The organism is Pseudomonas agarici, assembly GCF_900109755.1.
GTDB classification, from domain to species: Bacteria; Pseudomonadota; Gammaproteobacteria; order Pseudomonadales; family Pseudomonadaceae; genus Aquipseudomonas; species Aquipseudomonas agarici.
Window position 1 is genome coordinate 13,917 of record NZ_FOAR01000012.1, and the last position, 15,115, is coordinate 29,031.

Consider the following 15,115-nt stretch of genomic DNA (forward strand, 5'->3'; position numbering starts at 1 on the left):
CGGCGCCTCGCCCCTCGTCACGGTCATCCTCAGGCGCGCCGCAGATTCTTCAGAACCGCACACCCGTGGTGATCATCGCCGCATTCAAGCCCAGGAACACCAGTTCAGTGGCCAGCGGCCCGTAATGGGCACCGACCGAGGGAATGATCACCGGCGCCACGCCCAAGCGATTCAACGGAATCTTGTCGCGATACTCGCCACGATATCCTTGCAGCAGCCCTCCCGTCACCTTCGCATACAGCGGAAAACGCGAGCTGTCGTAACGCTGGCCGATATAGCCATAGTACGACCGCTGGCTGAACGAGTTACGAAAGGTCGCCGCGCCATACATCCGTCCGGAGGTTTCATGATGCTCCAGGCCGATCAGGTCCTGGCGATTGTTGTGCTCGGGATCTGGCGAGTAGTGCCGGGTGTACAGGCTGGTCTGGGCGTACCAGAAGCCTTTTTCCTGGGGTGCCTGCTGTGCGGCGTGCGCTATACCGGTCGATCCCAGTAGTAGGGCGAGAGCCGTAATGATAGTCGATGTGTTCATGAGGGTTAGCCTTTCGTGCACGGCAATTAAAGAGGTGGCCGTTATACGAAGCTAGACACTGGGTTGTCAGGCTCTGGAATCTGAAAGGGACGTAGGGATTTTTACCAATTCTGCGTTTAGCGTATATATATGCTATTCAGATATTTATTTTATTTGTTTCATGTTATTAAACTATATATCGTTGGACTATCGGCTATTGATCTGCCAATCAGCATCACAATGATCGATTCCGTTCCCTATATGGATCCATTGTGCCGGGCTACAGCCACAACCACCGTTCTGGCGGACCAGCTACCAGGCCGATGCAATCGACAACCAGTAGCCGGAACTCAGTGCCTACGCCAACCGGCTGGCGATATGAGCTATGGCACTTATTCGCCGTACAGTTACAGCGATGTGTTCTATTACAGGTAAAGTGACTTACAACTGGTAACTATTCAGGAGCCCCTCCGATTCGTTATGGCTGCCCTAGATCCTGCGTTGTTGAGTTTGACCTATCCGCCGTGCCTTGAGCTGGGGGCGCAGCTGACCCACGAACAATTGCTCAGCTCGATGCAAGCCACCATGGCCCGACACAAGGGCGGACCGGTCTGGCTGTTCGCCTATGGTTCGCTGATCTGGCGCCCGGAGTGTTCGGCGACGGAGCGAGTGCGCGCACGGATACACGGTTATCACCGTGGCCTGTACCTGTGGTCGCACGAGCATCGCGGTACGCCGGAGTTGCCGGGGCTGGTGTTCGGGCTGGATCGCGGCGGCTCCTGTAGTGGCTTTGCCTATCGGCTGTCGGAGGAGCAATTGGAGGCATCGCTCTATGCCTTGTGGCAGCGGGAGATGCCCGTGCCTTCCTATCGTCCGCACTGGCTCAATTGCCGGTTGGAAAATGGCCAGGTGGTCCAGGCGTTGGGCTTTGTGTTGGAACGGCACCTGCCCAGCTATGCCGGCAACCTCCCCGACAGTGTGCTGACCCAGGTGCTACAGAGTGCCTGCGGGCGCTACGGCAGCACTCGTGACTATGTCGAGCAGACCGCTAGCGCCTTGCGCAGTCACGCCATGCCGGATCGTAATCTGGAAGCGCGGCTCAAGCGCTGCCGGTCAGGCGCGCTTTAGGCACGACGTTACCGCCGTTCCAGCCGAAATGGTCAGCGGTATGGCCAGCGGTGGCTTAGCGAGCTCCCGTCCCGGCGTTTCGGCAGCGCCGAAGGCGTTGCACAGTACGGCTTTCATTGGACTATTTCTTTGGCAGTGATGGCCGATAAGTGTAGGTGTGTGACTCAATGGGTCAACGAGCATGCCCTGGCCTGATAGTCGGTTATAAGCGTTGTGCCTGGGTTCGACGGCGGGGATCTCAGGTATCCGACTTGAGCTAACCAGCTAACCGTATAGGCCACTAGGCCGCAAACCAGTTAAGGAGCGAATTGTGAACAGGTGGATTATGTTGATGTTGGCCTTGTCGCTACCGATGGCGGCAATGGCGCAAGAGGCCAAGGAGGGTGAGGCGGCTGTCCCCAAGGTCAGCTATATCAGCCTGACGCCACCGTTTGTCGGCAACTATGGCTTGGACGGTAGCCCCAAGCTCAAGGTCTATAAGGCCGATGTTGCCTTGCGTGTGACCGGTGACGCCGCGGCTCAGGCGGTCAAGGCCAATGAGCCGTTGATCCGTAACCAGTTGGTGGCGCTGTTTGCCCAGCAGAGCGTGGAGTCGATGATCAATGTCGACGCCAAGGAAAAGATGCGTCAGGAGGCCCTAAAGCAGGTCCAGCAGGTGCTGAGCGACGAGACCGGTAAACCGCAGGTGGAAGATCTGTTGTTCAATAACCTGATCGTGCAGTAATCCGAAACCGGTAGTGCCTGGTCCTGCCCCGTCGCGGGCTTGCCGGAATGCCGCAAAGCCGCGAAAAGGCCAGCCGATTCAACGCAAGGCCAGGATGGCTGCCCATTGCTCCGGTGTGACCGGCATCACCGACAGCCGACTGCCTTTGTGGACCAACGGCATCTGCTCAAGTGCCGCCTGCTGTTTCAGATAGCTGAGACTGAGCACTTTGGCGAAGGTCTCCACATGGCCGACCTGTAGCGCGCTCCAAGGATTTTTCTCGGCGGTGGCTTTCGGGTCGTGATAATGGCTTTGCCGATCCAGCGCTGTCGGGTCCGGGTAGGCCGCCTCGACGATTCTGCCGATGCCGGCGATCCCCGGTTCCGGACAACTGGAGTGATAGAAGAAGAATGGGTCGCCGACCGCCATCGCCCGCATGAAATTGCGCGCCTGATAGTTGCGCACGCCGTCCCAGCGGGTCTCGCCGAGTTTGGCCAATCCTTCGATGGAGAGTTCGTCCGGCTCGGATTTCATCAGCCAATAGGCCATGATTTTACTCCTTGGGTAGTTTGTTGAGCAGTTTCTTGCACAAACCGACAGTCGGTTGACGTCAGTGTTTGCGTAGTGGTTCACGTTATCGCAAAATAGCGGGATTTTAAGCTTGACGCTGCTGCACGGCCTATAACAAGAAACCGCTGCTGTCATCGTATGTCATTTGCCTAGGGGGGCAATCGATGAAACGCAAACCGGATTTACTATGGATTTTGGTTATTTTGTTCGGTTTGGGCGTGGTAACTACGGGTTACGCACAAGGCCTGTGGTCCAGTAAGAAAGACGCTCCGGTTGAAATCCTCCAGCACCAGCCTCAGCAGTCGACCCTGTTCAAGCGCTGATCCCGCCCAAGGCCGTTGCCCTCTTCAGTGATGCCTGTACAGTGCCTCGCTTATTGCGCGATGTACCAGGCACTGTCGCTGACCGTTCCCTGCAATGGCACGTCCCAGGTGGCTTGGTGCAGCTTCTCGACTTTCTGGCATTCATGGGCCAGCCCTAGCAGTATCGGCTTGCGCCAGCTCCGGCGGCGGGACTGGTAGGACAGGCTGCGGTCGTAAAAACCGCCGCCCATGCCCAACCGTCCACCCAACGCATCGAAACCTACCAGTGGCAACAATACCAGGTCGAGCGCCCAGACCTTGCGCTGCGCTGCCGGATTGATCCGTGGCTCAAGGATGCGGAAGCGGTTGGGGTGGAGCTTCTCGCCTGGGCGAATCCGCTGGAACACCATCTTGGTCCGTGGCCAGGCACTCAGCACCGGCAGATAGGTGTGCTTGCCGCGCCGCTGAGCCTCACGCAGCAGCAGGCGCGGATCGATTTCACCGTCGCAGGGCAGGTACAGGGAGAGGTGGCGGGCGCGGCGAAACAGCGGGTGTTGCGCCAGTTGTCGATACAGGCCGCGCGCGGCCTGGCGTTGTTCGCCGGGCGTGAGGGCGCGGCGGGCCTTGCGTAGCAGCCGTCGAAGTTGCGGTCGGGAAAGCGGCGCAGGTTCGCTCATGGGATCGGGCTGTCGGCAATCCAGGACGGCGGCTCATGAAAGACCAATGCCGGTGCGATGTCCGGCATTGGGCGATAATTCAGGCTCCCCGACGTAGCGCTGTCGGCTTAGCCCTTGAACCCGAAAGTTCAAGGTGGAAGTTACAGTAGACCTTAAGGCTTTCCGTCTAGCGGACATGCACACCGGCCCAACGTGTAACACCCAGGGTAGTGCGAATCGGCTCAGGGACATCACCAACTGGCAAGTACTCCAGGGAGTGATGCCAGTATACCTGAAAGTGGCTGTGGGAATCAGCCTTTGCCGGCATCCGAATCGGAAGACAGCACCAGATCCACCCGATCCAGCAGGTCGCGTACCTGTTCGCGCGTCGAGCCAGTGGCCTGCACGTCAGGGCGTTCCTGCTTGTGCAGTAGGTCATGGGTAATGTTCAGCGCGGCCATCACGGCGATGCGATCGGCCCCGATGACTTTGCCGCTGCCGCGGATTTCGCGCATCTTGCCGTCCAGGTAGTGGGCGGCGCTGACCAGGTTGCTGCGTTCTTCCTGGGGGCAGATGATCGAATACTCTTTGTCGAGGATCTGCACGGTAACGTTATTGCTTGAACTCATGAGTCTTGCTCCAGGGCCTTGAGGCGCGAAATCATCGATTCGACCTTACGCCGGGCGATTTCGTTCTTTTCAATAAGGTGTGCGCGCTCCTCGCGCCAGGTTTTTTCCTGAGCTAGTAGGAGTCCGTTTTGGCTTTTAAGTTGCTCGACCCGGTTAATCAGCAGTTCGAGTCTGGCCATCAGCGCGTGCAGGTCGGTGTCTTCCATTCGTTAATCTACTTTGGTGTGCACTGAATATGACTGATGAGCAGCAGGTTTTGTACGAAAACCGCTTGCGCAACGATCATGCCGCGTTAAAAACAGGCTCGCCTGATCGCTGCTCGGCGAGTTTTCGTACAACCCCTGGCGCCTGGCAAGAGCGGCGCTTGGCAAACGAGTTGTCCGCCTTGATGGTCTTGGCGTGTCCCCGAATGCTAGGATACAAGGCCTTCATTCTAGACATTGCGCCGTTCGGCGCCTAGCCGCCCATGCCTACTCAGAATTCCCCGTACAACGCCTTTGCCACCCTGCTGAACACCAGCGGTCATCCGGTCTCGCCTGCCGAACTGCACGGGCTATTGCTCGGTCGCAGCTGTGCCGGTGCTGGCTTTGAAGCCGACAGTTGGCTGGTGGATGCCGCCGAACTGCTCGAAGGCGAACCGCAGGACAACGTGCGCAATGCCCTGATCGGCTTGCAGGAGATGGTCAAGGGTGAGCTTACCAGTGACGACATGACCGTTGTCCTGCTGCTGCCGAGCGATGATGCGCCGTTGACCGAGCGGGCGATTGCCCTGGGTCAATGGTGTCAGGGTTTCCTCGCCGGTTTCGGCCTGACCTACCGCGCCAACGCCCTGAGCATCGAGGCCACTGAGGTGCTGCAGGACCTCGCTGCCATTGCGCAGGTCCAGGACGCGCTGGAAGAGTCCGACGACGGCGAGAACGATTACATGGAGGTCATGGAATACCTGCGTGTCGCACCGTTGCTGCTGTTCACTGAGGTCAACAAATCGATTGAACCGGCTGCCAAGCCTTCGTTGCACTAAGCCAGGACAGGGAGCTCCTTCTGCCCATGATTCATATTCCTAAAGCAGAATACGCCCGGCGCCGCAAGGCGTTGATGGTGCAGATGGAACCCAACAGCATCGCGATCCTGCCGGCCGCCGCAGTAGCGATCCGCAACCGCGATGTCGAGCATGTCTACCGCCAAGACAGCGATTTCCAATACCTCAGCGGTTTCTCCGAGCCTCAGGCAGTGATTGTGCTGATTCCCGGGCGCGCCCACGGTGAATATGTACTGTTCTGCCGTGAGCGCAATGTCGAACGCGAACTTTGGGATGGCTTGCGCGCTGGACAGGAAGGTGCGATCCGCGATTTCGGCGCGGACGATGCCTTCCCTATCAGCGATATCGACGACATCCTGCCGGGCCTTATCGAAGGGCGCGACCGGGTCTATTCGGCCATGGGCAGCCACCCGGAGTTCGACCGGCACCTGATGGACTGGATCAATGTGATCCGCTCCAAGGCGCATCTCGGTGCGCAACCGCCGAAAGAATTCGTTGCCTTGGATCATCTGCTGCACGACATGCGCCTGTATAAATCGGCGGCGGAAGTGAAAGTGATGCGCGAGGCTGCGACGATTTCCGCCCGTGCCCATGTGCGGGCTATGCAGGCCTGCCGTGCCGGGTTGCACGAGTTCAGCCTGGAGGCCGAGCTGGATTACGAGTTCCGCAAGGGCGGGGCGAAAATGCCAGCCTACGGCTCCATCGTCGCCGCTGGGCGCAACAGTTGCATCCTGCACTACCAGCAGAATGACGCGTTGCTCAAGGACGGTGACCTGGTGCTGATCGACGCCGGCTGTGAGATCGACTGTTATGCCAGCGATATAACCCGTACCTGGCCGATCAACGGCAAGTTCTCGCCCGAGCAAAAAGCGATCTATGAGTTGGTGCTGGCGGCCCAGGAAGCGGCGTTCGCGCAGATCGCCCCGAACAAGCATTGGAATCAGGCGCACGAAGCCACGGTGCGGGTGATTACCGGCGGGCTGGTGGCGTTGGGGCTGTTGCACGGCGATGTCGAGGAGTTGATCGACAGCGAGGCCTACAAGGCTTTCTACATGCACCGCGCCGGCCACTGGCTGGGGATGGATGTGCATGATGTCGGCGAGTACAGGGTCGGCGGCGAATGGCGCGTGCTGGAGGTCGGTATGGCGCTGACGGTGGAGCCGGGCATCTACATTTCTCCGGACAACCAGGACGTAGCGAAGAAATGGCGCGGCATAGGCGTGCGCATCGAGGACGATGTCGTGGTGACTAAGCAGGGGTGTGAAATCCTGACCGGCGGTGTACCCAAGACCGTCGCCGAAATCGAGGCGCTGATGGCTGCGGCTCGGGCCGACGCAGCATGAGCCGGATCAATCTGGCGATCATCGGCGGCGGCCTGGTCGGCGCCAGCCTGGCGCTGGCGTTGCAGGCCGGAGCCAAAGCCCGTGGCTGGAAGATTGTGTTGATCGAGCCCTTCGCCCCTGGCGACAGTTATCAGCCAAGCTATGATGCCCGCTCCTCGGCGTTGTCCTTCGGTGCCCGGCAGATCTACGAGCGCCTTGGCTTGTGGCAATCGATTACCCAGCGGGCCGAGCCGATCAAGCAGATTCATGTGTCCGATCGCGGGCGATTTTCCACGGCACGGCTGTCGGCCAGCGAAGAAGGGGTGCCGGCTCTGGGCTACGTGGTCGAGAACGCCTGGCTCGGCCAATGCCTCTGGCAGGGGTTGGACCAGGCAGTGGTCAGTTGGCGTTGCCCGGCCGAGGTCACCCGCCTACAGCCGCTGGAAGACGGCTACCGCCTGACCCTCAACGATGAAACCCTGCTCGATTGCGATCTGGTGGTGCTGGCCGATGGTGGTCGCTCCGGCCTGCGCGAGCAACTGGGCATCGGTGTGCGCAGGCGACCGTACAACCAGAGTGCGTTGATTGCCAATATTTCGCCGAGCGAACCCCATCACGGCATGGCTTTCGAGCGGTTTACCGATGAAGGGCCGATGGCGTTGCTGCCGTTGCCGGACAATCGCTGTGCGCTGATCTGGACCCGTCTCGGGATGGACGCCCGGCGACTCGCGGAACTGGACGAGCGCAGCTTCCTCAGTGAATTGCAGGGCGTGTTCGGTTATCGTCTCGGCACCTTGAAACAGGTGGGCGCCCGACATCTGTACCCACTGACACTGGTGGAAGCCGAAGAGCAGGTCCGTCCACACCTGGTTGTGCTGGGTAATGCAGCCCACAGCCTGCACCCGATTGCCGGGCAGGGCTTCAACCTGTCCCTGCGCGATGCCCAGGCGCTGGCGGATACCCTGCTGACCAGTGAAGCGGTACCAGGCGACTTCGCCACCCTGCGCGGCTATCAGGAGCGCCAGCGCCTGGACCAGACGCTGACCGTCGGCTTCTCGGACCAGGTCACCCGGCTGTTCGGCAGTGCCCGGCCATGGGTTGCCCTGGGGCGCAATCTCGGTCTGCTCGGCCTCGACCTGCTGCCCCCGGCCAAGCGCTGGTTTGCCCGGCAGGCCATGGGCCTGGGGACCCGTTCCGATGGCTAGGACCCACACCTCGAACCCTGCAGGAGTCGTCAAGCTGGCTCCCACAAGGGGCGTGCTCACTCTTTACTACAGGCTTAAAGCATGGAAACGCGCGCAGATGTGCTGATTGTCGGGGCCGGGATGGTCGGCAGTGCCTTGGCCCTGGCCTTGAAAGACAGCGGGCTGGAAGTGCTGTTGCTCGACGGCGGCCCGCTGAGCGTTAAGCCGTTCGATCCACAGGCCGCGTTCGAACCACGGGTGAGCGCCTTATCGGCCGCCAGCCAGCGCATTCTCGAACGCTTGGGTGTGTGGGCGGGCATTGCCGGTCGGCGTGCCTGCCCCTACCGTGACATGCAGGTCTGGGACGGCAGCGGTACCGGACAGATCCACTTCTCGGCGGCCAGTGTGCATGCCGATGTGCTCGGACATATCGTCGAGAACCGGGTGATCCAGGACGCCTTGCTTGAGCGCCTGCACGACTGTGATATGGGCTTGCTGGCCAATGCCCGGCTGGAACAGATGCGCCGCTCCGGCGATGATTGGCTGCTGACCCTGGCCGACGGTCGCACATTGCGGTCGCCGCTGGTAATCGCCGCCGATGGGGCGAACTCGGCGGTACGTCGCTTGACCGGTTGCGCGACCCGCGAGTGGGATTACCTGCACCACGCCATCGTCACCAGCGTGCGCAGCTCGAAGCCGCACCAGATGACCGCCTGGCAGCGCTTTACCGATGACGGTCCGCTGGCCTTTTTGCCGTTGGAACGCGATGGCGGCCAGGATTGGTGTTCGATTGTCTGGTCGACCACGCCGGGCGAAGCCGAACGCCTGATGGCCTTGGACCCAGCCACCTTCTGCAGCGAGCTGGAGCGGGCTTTCGAGGGGCGGCTCGGCACGGTGATTTCAGCCGATCCACGGCTGTGCGTGCCGCTGCGTCAGCGCCACGCCAAGCGCTATATCGCCGAAGGGCTGGCGCTGATCGGCGATGCGGCCCACACCATTCATCCACTGGCTGGGCAGGGCGTGAATCTCGGTTTCCTCGATGCCGCGGTGCTGGCCGAGGTGCTCCTGCATGCGGTCGAGCGCGGCGAGCGGTTGGCGGATGTGCGGGTGCTCAGCCGTTTCGAGCGTCGGCGCATGCCCCATAACCTCGGCCTGATGGCGGCAATGGAAGGTTTTGAGCGACTGTTCCAGGCCGACCGCTTGCCGTTGCGCTGGTTGCGTAACAGCGGCCTGAAGAGGGTCAATCAGATGCCCGAGGCTAAGGCACTGTTTGTTCGCCAGGCGCTGGGGTTGAGCGGCGACCTGCCGAAACTGGCCAAAATCTGAAAACGTTCGGCAACATCTGGTAACGCCTCCGTGCCGACTTCGGTTGAGGTGCCAAATGTGAGTCACTATCATTTCGCGTTCATTTCGAACTCGAGAGACCGCTCCCATGTCGGCACCCAAGCGTCTACTGACAGCTCTGGCCCTAACCTTCGTGGCGGGCGCCGCTCAGGCCGCCGACGAAGTGGTGGTGTACTCCTCGCGTATCGACGAGTTGATCAAGCCGGTGTTCGATGCCTATACCCAGAAGACCGGGGTGAAGGTGAAGTTCATCACCGACAAGGAAGCACCGCTGATGCAGCGGATCAAGGCCGAGGGTGAGAATGCCACTGCCGACCTGTTGCTGACCGTCGATGCTGGCAACCTCTGGCAGGCCGATCAGATGGGTATCCTACAGCCGTTCACCTCCCAGGTAATCGACAGCAATATCCCATTGCAATATCGCTCGTCGGCCCATCAGTGGACCGGCCTGAGCCTGCGGGCGCGGACTCTGGCGTATTCCACCGAGCGGGTGAAACCCGCCGACCTGACCACCTATGAGGCCTTGGCCGACAAACAGTGGGAAGGCCGCCTGTGCCTGCGCACGGCGAAGAAGGTCTATAACCAGTCGCTGACCGCCACCCTGATCGAAACCCATGGCGCGGCGAAGACCGAGCAGATCCTCAAAGGCTGGGTGAACAATCTGTCCACCGACGTGTTTTCCGATGACATCGCGGTGCTCGAGGCGATCAACGCCGGACAGTGCGATGTCGGTATCGTTAACACCTATTACTACGGTCGCCTGCACAAGCAGAAGCCGAACCTGGCGGTGAAGCTGTTTTGGCCGAACCAGGGCGACCGTGGCGTGCATGTGAACCTATCGGGGATTGGTCTGACCCAGCACGCACCTCACCCGCAGGCGGCCAAAGCGCTGGTAGAATGGATGACCACGCCTGAAGCCCAGCGCATCTTTGCCGACGTGAACCAGGAGTTCCCGGCCAACCCGGCGGTGCCGCCATCGGCGGAAGTGGCGAGCTGGGGCAAGTTCGTGCCTGATGCTTTGCCGGTGGAAATCGCCGGCAAGCGCCAGGCCGAGGCGATCCGCCTGATGGATCGCGTCGGCTGGAACTGAGCCAACGCACAAAGCCCGAGGAGGGTCCTCCCTCGTGGTGAGTGGTTGTGCCCACTCACCACAAATGATCGCTGTATCCCTTTGCTTCGAGAATCTCCTTGGCCCACCCCGTTCAACGCCGCTGGTATCCCCTGGTTTTCGCCGTCGCCACTCTGGTGTTGTTGCCGTTGAGCGTGCTGCTGCTGTCGTGGCAGTCGATTGACCTGCAGATTTGGTCCCATCTCTGGGAGACCCAGATGCCCCGCCTGCTGGGCAACACTTTGACCCTGGTGATTGGTGTCGGCATCGGCGTAACGCTGTTCGGCGTCAGTCTTGCCTGGCTCACCAGTCTCTGCGAGTTCCCCGGCCGTCGCTGGCTCGATTGGGCATTGATGCTGCCCTTTGCCATTCCGGCCTATGTCCTGGCGTTTGTCTTCGTTGGCCTGCTGGACTTTTCCGGCCCGGTGCAGAGCCTCTTGCGCGAAGTCTTCGGCGGTGGCCTGCGGCTGCCACGGGTGCGTTCCACCGGCGGGGTGATCCTGGTGCTGGTGCTGGTCTTCTATCCCTATGTCTATCTGTTGGCGCGCAGTGCGTTCCTGGCCCAGGGCAAGGGCTTGATGGAAGCCGCCCGGGCCCTCGGCCAATCGCCCTGGCAGGCATTCTGGCGCGTGGCCTTGCCCATGGCGCGTCCGGCCATCGGTGCGGGCGTGGCGTTGGCGCTGATGGAGACTCTGGCGGATTTCGGCGCAGTCGCGGTATTCAACTTCGATACCTTCACCACCGCGATCTATAAGACGTGGTACGGCTTCTTCAGTCTTTCCAGCGCGGCCCAGCTTGCCAGTCTGTTGTTGCTCGCGGTGATGCTGGTGCTCTACGGCGAGCGACGGGCCCGAGGCGCTGCTCGCGTCGGCAACGAGCGGCCTCGGGGCCAGGCGCTGTATCACCTGCATGGCCTGAAGGCCTGGGCCGCCAGCGGCTGGTGCCTGCTGGTGTTCGCTTGCGCTTTTGTCATTCCAGTGCTGCAACTGGTGGTGTGGTTCTGGCAACGTGGGCGCTTGGACCTTGATGAGCGTTACGCCGGACTGATCCTGCACACGCTGTACCTTGGGGGCATGGCCGCGCTGATTACCGTCGCCGTGGCGTTGCTGTTGGCGTTCGCGCGGCGTCTGGCACCGACTCGGAGCATCCGCGCCGGTGTCAGTCTGGCCAATCTCGGCTATGCGTTGCCCGGCTCGGTGCTGGCGGTGTCGATCATGCTCGCGTTCAGTTACCTGGACCGGGAGCTGGTGGTGGTGCTGTCGAGCTGGCTTGGCGGCGCTGGCAAGCCGCTGCTGCTGGGCAGCCTGTCGGCGTTGTTGCTGGCGTACCTGGTGCGTTTTATCGCCGTGGCCTATGGGCCGCTGGAAAACAGCTTGGCGCGGATTCGTCCGTCGTTGCCGGAAGCGGCCCGCAGCTTGGGTGTCGGTGGGCCACGGCTGTTTTTCAAGGTGTATCTACCGTTGCTGCTACCCGGCACCTTGAGCGCGGTGTTGCTGGTGTTTGTCGATGTGCTCAAGGAAATGCCCGCCACCTTGCTGATGCGCCCTTTTGGTTGGGACACGCTGGCGGTAAGAGTCTTCGAGATGACCAGCGAAGGCGAGTGGGCGCGGGCATCGTTGCCGGCGTTGACACTGGTGCTGGTCGGCCTGTTGCCGGTGATTGGCCTGATCCGTCGCTCGGCTCGGCATATCGGTTAGGTGCCAGATCGGTCCCTTGCGGCTACAATGCGCGGCATTCGGTGCGGTCCGTCTGACAGACCGGGTGCTGGAACATAGCTCAAGGCCCCATCCATAAAGGGCTCAAGCCAGTCCATTGCCTGTCCGCACCTTCGCCACGCCCGGAAGGAGAAACCCATGGGACAGCGTACGCCTTTGTATGACCTGCACCTCGCTCTTGGTGCGAAGATGGTCGATTTTGGCGGTTGGGATATGCCTCTGCATTACGGCTCGCAAGTCGAGGAACACCATCAGGTGCGCCGCGACTGTGGGGTCTTCGATGTTTCGCACATGACCGTGATCGATATCGCCGGCAGTCAGGCCAAGGCCTGGCTACAGTACCTGCTGGCCAATGATGTCGGACGTCTCGACAGTCCCGGTCGCGCCTTGTACAGCGCCATGCTCGACGAGCAGGGCGGGGTGATCGACGACATGATTGTCTACCGCACCGACGACGGTTATCGCTTGGTGGTCAACGCCGCCACCCGCGACCAGGACCTGGCGTGGATGAATACTCGGATCGGTTCGTTCGATGTGCAATTGCTGGAGCGCCCCGAACTGGCGATGCTGGCGATCCAAGGGCCGCAGGCCCGGCACAAGATCAGCGAGCTGGTGAGCCAGTCCCGTGGCCAGTTGATCCAGCAACTCAAACCCTTCGAAGGTCGCGGCGACGGCGACTGGTTTATCGCCCGCACCGGCTATACCGGTGAGGATGGCCTGGAGATCGTGCTGCCAGCGGATCAGGCGCCCGCTTTCTTCAACGATCTGGTCGGCGCCGGGATTTCCCCGATCGGGCTCGGTGCCCGCGATACCTTGCGGCTCGAAGCCGGAATGAACCTCTACGGTCAGGATATCCACCTGAATGTCTCGCCCCTGGCGGCCAACATGGCTTGGACCATTGCCTGGGAGCCAGCGTCCCGTGACTTCATCGGACGGGCCGCCCTCGAAGCGGAAAAGGCCAGTGGGCCGAAGCTCAAGCTGGTCGGCCTGGTGCTGGAAGAGCGCGGTGTTTTGCGTGCCCACCAGGTGGTTCGTATCGCTGACATTGGCGAAGGAGAGATCACCAGTGGTAGTTTCTCACCTACGCTAAGCAAGTCGATTGCGCTAGCGCGTGTTCCGTCGGAGACTGCTGATCGTGCCGAAGTGGAAATTCGCGGCAAATGGTACCCGGTTCGTGTGGTAAGGCCGACGTTCGTGCGTCATGGTAAAACCTTGATCTGATCTTATCTGGTGAGCCCGAGTGGCGGGCCGCTGACACTTTTTCTTGAGGACACTGAATATGAGCCAAATCCCTGCCGATCTGCGTTTTGCCGAAAGCCACGAATGGGCCCGCCTGGAAGCCGATGATACGGTGACCGTGGGCATCAGCGACTACGCTCAGGAGGCCTTGGGGGACGTAGTGTTCATTGAGCTGCCGGACGTCGGCAATGTATTCGCTGCCGGGGATCAGGCCGGTGTGGTGGAGTCGGTGAAGGCCGCTTCGGATATCTACTCACCGGTTTCCGGTGAAGTGATCGCGATCAACGACAAGTTGTCCGAGAAGCCAGAGGCACTCAACAGCGAACCTTACAGCGCATGGATCTTCAAGCTCAGGCCGAGCGATCAGGGTGAATTGGACAAGCTGCTGGACGCGGCGGGTTACCAGGTCACCATCGGCGAATAAGTAAGGTAACCAACGGTGGCGTGCCGACCAGCCCGCTCGCCACAGACCCGAGCCAGGCCCTCTCTCCTGCGCGGGAGAGAGGGCTCTGCCGGGGTTACGGTTGCAGTATCGCCTTGACTGCCGCCACCGAGCGCTCGACATCGGCCTGGGTGATCGTGTTGAACATCGGCAACGAGACGATCAGGCGTCCGACGCGTTCGGCGACCGGGAACATGCCCTCCTTGAAGCCGCGCTCGCGGTACAGGCTGAGCAGGTGGATCGCCGGGTAGTGGTAGCCGATACCGATGCCCTGCTGCTTCATGTCTTCCATAAAGGTCGCTCGTGCCGGCTGGCCATCGGCCCGCTCCGGCAGGACCAACTGGAACATGTGCCAATTGCTGTGGGTGAAATTCCTCACCGGTAGCTGGACGCCGGACCGCTCCTCGAAATCGCTGCCAAACAGTTCGAAATAGTACCGGGCCATCTCCCGGCGATGGGCGGTGATCGCGTCGATATGGGCGAACTGGCCCAGGCCGATGGCTGCGGCGACGTCGGTCATGTTGAATTTGCCGCCCAGTACATCCACGTCCAACCCGTCATGGCCGGTGCGGGTCACGCCTTGCAGGCGATACTTCTCCGCCAGGCGCGCCTCCTCGGCGTTGTTCAGCACCAGGCAGCCGCCTTCGGAACAGGTGATGTTTTTGTTCGCCTGGAAGCTGAACGACACGAAGTCACCGAAAGCGCCAATCTTCTGCCCCTGCCACTGTGAACCCAGGGCCTGGGCGGCGTCTTCGACGATGCGCAGGTTGTGTTTCTTGGCGATGGCGTAGAGGCGGTCCATGTCCACCGGCAGGCCGGACAGGTACACCGGAATGATCGCTCGGGTGCGCGGGGTGATCGCGAGTTCGACCTGATCCAGGTCGATATTGCGGGTCACCGGGTCGATATCCGCGAACACCGGCGTAGCGCCGACCGCGATGATCACATTGGCGGTGGCGACCCAGGAAATCGGCGTGGTGATGACTTCGTCACCTGGGCCAATGCCCGCAATGCGCAGAGCGATTTCCATGGTGCAGGTGCCGGAGTTGAAGGTGCGCACGGGACGCCCACCGAAGTATTCCGACAACTGGGCTTCAAAGGCCGCCACCTTGGGACCGCTGGTGATCCAGCCGGAACGCAGGACGTCGGCGACCGAGGAGATGGTCGCTTCGTCGATGGTGGGTTTGGAGAAAGGCAGGAAAGGCAGTTGGCTCATGGGGGTC

Annotated in this window: 17 protein-coding genes and 1 other RNA gene; 11 read left to right on the top strand and 7 right to left on the bottom strand. The window is 61.1% G+C overall.

The features are described 5' to 3' along the window. Positions 1–49 precede the first annotated feature (49 nt). Positions 50–532 carry a hypothetical protein gene (locus tag BMX68_RS12800; RefSeq protein WP_017130575.1) on the bottom strand — a complete coding sequence of 161 codons (483 nt, stop codon included), beginning with the start codon at positions 530–532 and terminating at the stop codon, positions 50–52. 459 nt (positions 533–991) lie between these two features. On the opposite strand from BMX68_RS12800, the gene BMX68_RS12805 reads away from it, so the two are divergent. Beyond that, on the top strand, positions 992–1,639 hold the full coding sequence (locus BMX68_RS12805) for a gamma-glutamylcyclotransferase (RefSeq protein WP_017130574.1): 648 nt from the start codon (positions 992–994) through the stop codon (positions 1,637–1,639). 310 nt (positions 1,640–1,949) lie between these two features. Then, entirely contained in the window at positions 1,950–2,363 is a 414-nt protein-coding gene (locus tag BMX68_RS12810) for a flagellar basal body-associated protein FliL (protein WP_086009290.1), read from the top strand. 78 nt (positions 2,364–2,441) lie between these two features. Here the strand turns inward: BMX68_RS12810 and BMX68_RS12815 are convergent, their stop codons facing one another. Next, entirely contained in the window at positions 2,442–2,891 is a 450-nt protein-coding gene (locus BMX68_RS12815) for an EVE domain-containing protein (RefSeq protein WP_017130572.1), read from the bottom strand. A gap of 185 nt (positions 2,892–3,076) precedes the next feature. Here BMX68_RS12815 and BMX68_RS25495 point away from each other — a divergent pair, with 185 nt between their 5' ends. Then, the gene (locus tag BMX68_RS25495; protein ID WP_017130571.1) at positions 3,077–3,235 is read left to right on the top strand and encodes a hypothetical protein; all 159 of its coding nucleotides are present in this window, start codon (positions 3,077–3,079) and stop codon (positions 3,233–3,235) included. 50 nt (positions 3,236–3,285) lie between these two features. On the opposite strand, the gene BMX68_RS12820 is transcribed toward BMX68_RS25495, so the two are convergent. The 4 genes from BMX68_RS12820 to BMX68_RS12835 form a co-directional block, all read right to left on the bottom strand. After that, the gene (locus BMX68_RS12820; protein WP_017130570.1) at positions 3,286–3,891 is read right to left on the bottom strand and encodes a 5-formyltetrahydrofolate cyclo-ligase; all 606 of its coding nucleotides are present in this window, start codon (positions 3,889–3,891) and stop codon (positions 3,286–3,288) included. An 81-nt stretch (positions 3,892–3,972) separates the two neighbouring features. Then, positions 3,973–4,150: non-coding RNA, 6S RNA (gene ssrS, locus BMX68_RS12825), on the bottom strand. 31 nt (positions 4,151–4,181) lie between these two features. Beyond that, positions 4,182–4,499, bottom strand: coding sequence for a cell division protein ZapA (locus BMX68_RS12830; RefSeq protein ID WP_017130569.1), 318 nt, complete (start codon positions 4,497–4,499; stop codon positions 4,182–4,184). Further along, on the bottom strand, positions 4,496–4,705 hold the full coding sequence (locus tag BMX68_RS12835; protein WP_017130568.1) for a TIGR02449 family protein: 210 nt from the start codon (positions 4,703–4,705) through the stop codon (positions 4,496–4,498). The genes BMX68_RS12830 and BMX68_RS12835 overlap by 4 nt, the downstream gene beginning before the upstream one ends. A gap of 260 nt (positions 4,706–4,965) precedes the next feature. Here BMX68_RS12835 and BMX68_RS12840 point away from each other — a divergent pair, with 260 nt between their 5' ends. From BMX68_RS12840 to gcvH, 8 genes are all read left to right on the top strand, one after another. Next, positions 4,966–5,520: a YecA/YgfB family protein gene (locus tag BMX68_RS12840; protein WP_017130567.1), complete on the top strand. Its 555-nt coding sequence runs from the start codon at positions 4,966–4,968 to the stop codon at positions 5,518–5,520. Positions 5,521–5,546: 26 nt separating this feature from the next. After that, positions 5,547–6,881: a Xaa-Pro aminopeptidase gene (pepP, locus tag BMX68_RS12845; protein WP_017130566.1), complete on the top strand. Its 1,335-nt coding sequence runs from the start codon at positions 5,547–5,549 to the stop codon at positions 6,879–6,881. Then, entirely contained in the window at positions 6,878–8,065 is a 1,188-nt protein-coding gene (gene ubiH, locus BMX68_RS12850) for a 2-octaprenyl-6-methoxyphenyl hydroxylase (RefSeq protein WP_017130565.1), read from the top strand. The genes pepP and ubiH overlap by 4 nt, the downstream gene beginning before the upstream one ends. A gap of 81 nt (positions 8,066–8,146) precedes the next feature. Further along, positions 8,147–9,370, top strand: a complete 1,224-nt coding sequence (locus BMX68_RS12855; RefSeq protein WP_017130564.1) for a 2-octaprenyl-3-methyl-6-methoxy-1,4-benzoquinol hydroxylase — start codon at positions 8,147–8,149, stop codon at positions 9,368–9,370. Positions 9,371–9,476: 106 nt separating this feature from the next. Further along, positions 9,477–10,478: an extracellular solute-binding protein gene (locus BMX68_RS12860; RefSeq protein WP_017130563.1), complete on the top strand. Its 1,002-nt coding sequence runs from the start codon at positions 9,477–9,479 to the stop codon at positions 10,476–10,478. Positions 10,479–10,576: 98 nt separating this feature from the next. Further along, complete coding sequence (locus BMX68_RS12865; protein ID WP_017130562.1) at positions 10,577–12,193, top strand: ABC transporter permease; 1,617 nt, start codon at positions 10,577–10,579, stop codon at positions 12,191–12,193. 156 nt (positions 12,194–12,349) lie between these two features. Continuing rightward, positions 12,350–13,432: a glycine cleavage system aminomethyltransferase GcvT gene (gene gcvT / locus BMX68_RS12870; protein ID WP_017130561.1), complete on the top strand. Its 1,083-nt coding sequence runs from the start codon at positions 12,350–12,352 to the stop codon at positions 13,430–13,432. A 58-nt stretch (positions 13,433–13,490) separates the two neighbouring features. After that, entirely contained in the window at positions 13,491–13,874 is a 384-nt protein-coding gene (gene gcvH / locus BMX68_RS12875) for a glycine cleavage system protein GcvH (RefSeq protein WP_017130560.1), read from the top strand. A gap of 94 nt (positions 13,875–13,968) precedes the next feature. On the opposite strand, the gene BMX68_RS12880 is transcribed toward gcvH, so the two are convergent. Further along, positions 13,969–15,108: a DegT/DnrJ/EryC1/StrS family aminotransferase gene (locus BMX68_RS12880; RefSeq protein ID WP_017130559.1), complete on the bottom strand. Its 1,140-nt coding sequence runs from the start codon at positions 15,106–15,108 to the stop codon at positions 13,969–13,971. Positions 15,109–15,115 lie beyond the last annotated feature (7 nt).

What these genes read in the sequence shown, in the direction of transcription:
- BMX68_RS12800 (WP_017130575.1), bottom strand. Translation starts at nt 532, where the DNA reads ATGAACACATCGACTATCATTACGGCTCTCGCCCTACTACTGGGATCG.
- BMX68_RS12805 (WP_017130574.1), top strand. Translation starts at nt 992, where the DNA reads ATGGCTGCCCTAGATCCTGCGTTGTTGAGTTTGACCTATCCGCCGTGC.
- BMX68_RS12815 (WP_017130572.1), bottom strand. Translation starts at nt 2,891, where the DNA reads ATGGCCTATTGGCTGATGAAATCCGAGCCGGACGAACTCTCCATCGAA.
- BMX68_RS25495 (WP_017130571.1), top strand. Translation starts at nt 3,077, where the DNA reads ATGAAACGCAAACCGGATTTACTATGGATTTTGGTTATTTTGTTCGGT.
- BMX68_RS12820 (WP_017130570.1), bottom strand. Translation starts at nt 3,891, where the DNA reads ATGAGCGAACCTGCGCCGCTTTCCCGACCGCAACTTCGACGGCTGCTA.
- BMX68_RS12830 (WP_017130569.1), bottom strand. Translation starts at nt 4,499, where the DNA reads ATGAGTTCAAGCAATAACGTTACCGTGCAGATCCTCGACAAAGAGTAT.
- BMX68_RS12835 (WP_017130568.1), bottom strand. Translation starts at nt 4,705, where the DNA reads ATGGAAGACACCGACCTGCACGCGCTGATGGCCAGACTCGAACTGCTG.
- BMX68_RS12840 (WP_017130567.1), top strand. Translation starts at nt 4,966, where the DNA reads ATGCCTACTCAGAATTCCCCGTACAACGCCTTTGCCACCCTGCTGAAC.
- pepP (WP_017130566.1), top strand. Translation starts at nt 5,547, where the DNA reads ATGATTCATATTCCTAAAGCAGAATACGCCCGGCGCCGCAAGGCGTTG.
- ubiH (WP_017130565.1), top strand. Translation starts at nt 6,878, where the DNA reads ATGAGCCGGATCAATCTGGCGATCATCGGCGGCGGCCTGGTCGGCGCC.
- BMX68_RS12855 (WP_017130564.1), top strand. Translation starts at nt 8,147, where the DNA reads ATGGAAACGCGCGCAGATGTGCTGATTGTCGGGGCCGGGATGGTCGGC.
- BMX68_RS12860 (WP_017130563.1), top strand. Translation starts at nt 9,477, where the DNA reads ATGTCGGCACCCAAGCGTCTACTGACAGCTCTGGCCCTAACCTTCGTG.
- gcvT (WP_017130561.1), top strand. Translation starts at nt 12,350, where the DNA reads ATGGGACAGCGTACGCCTTTGTATGACCTGCACCTCGCTCTTGGTGCG.
- gcvH (WP_017130560.1), top strand. Translation starts at nt 13,491, where the DNA reads ATGAGCCAAATCCCTGCCGATCTGCGTTTTGCCGAAAGCCACGAATGG.
- BMX68_RS12880 (WP_017130559.1), bottom strand. Translation starts at nt 15,108, where the DNA reads ATGAGCCAACTGCCTTTCCTGCCTTTCTCCAAACCCACCATCGACGAA.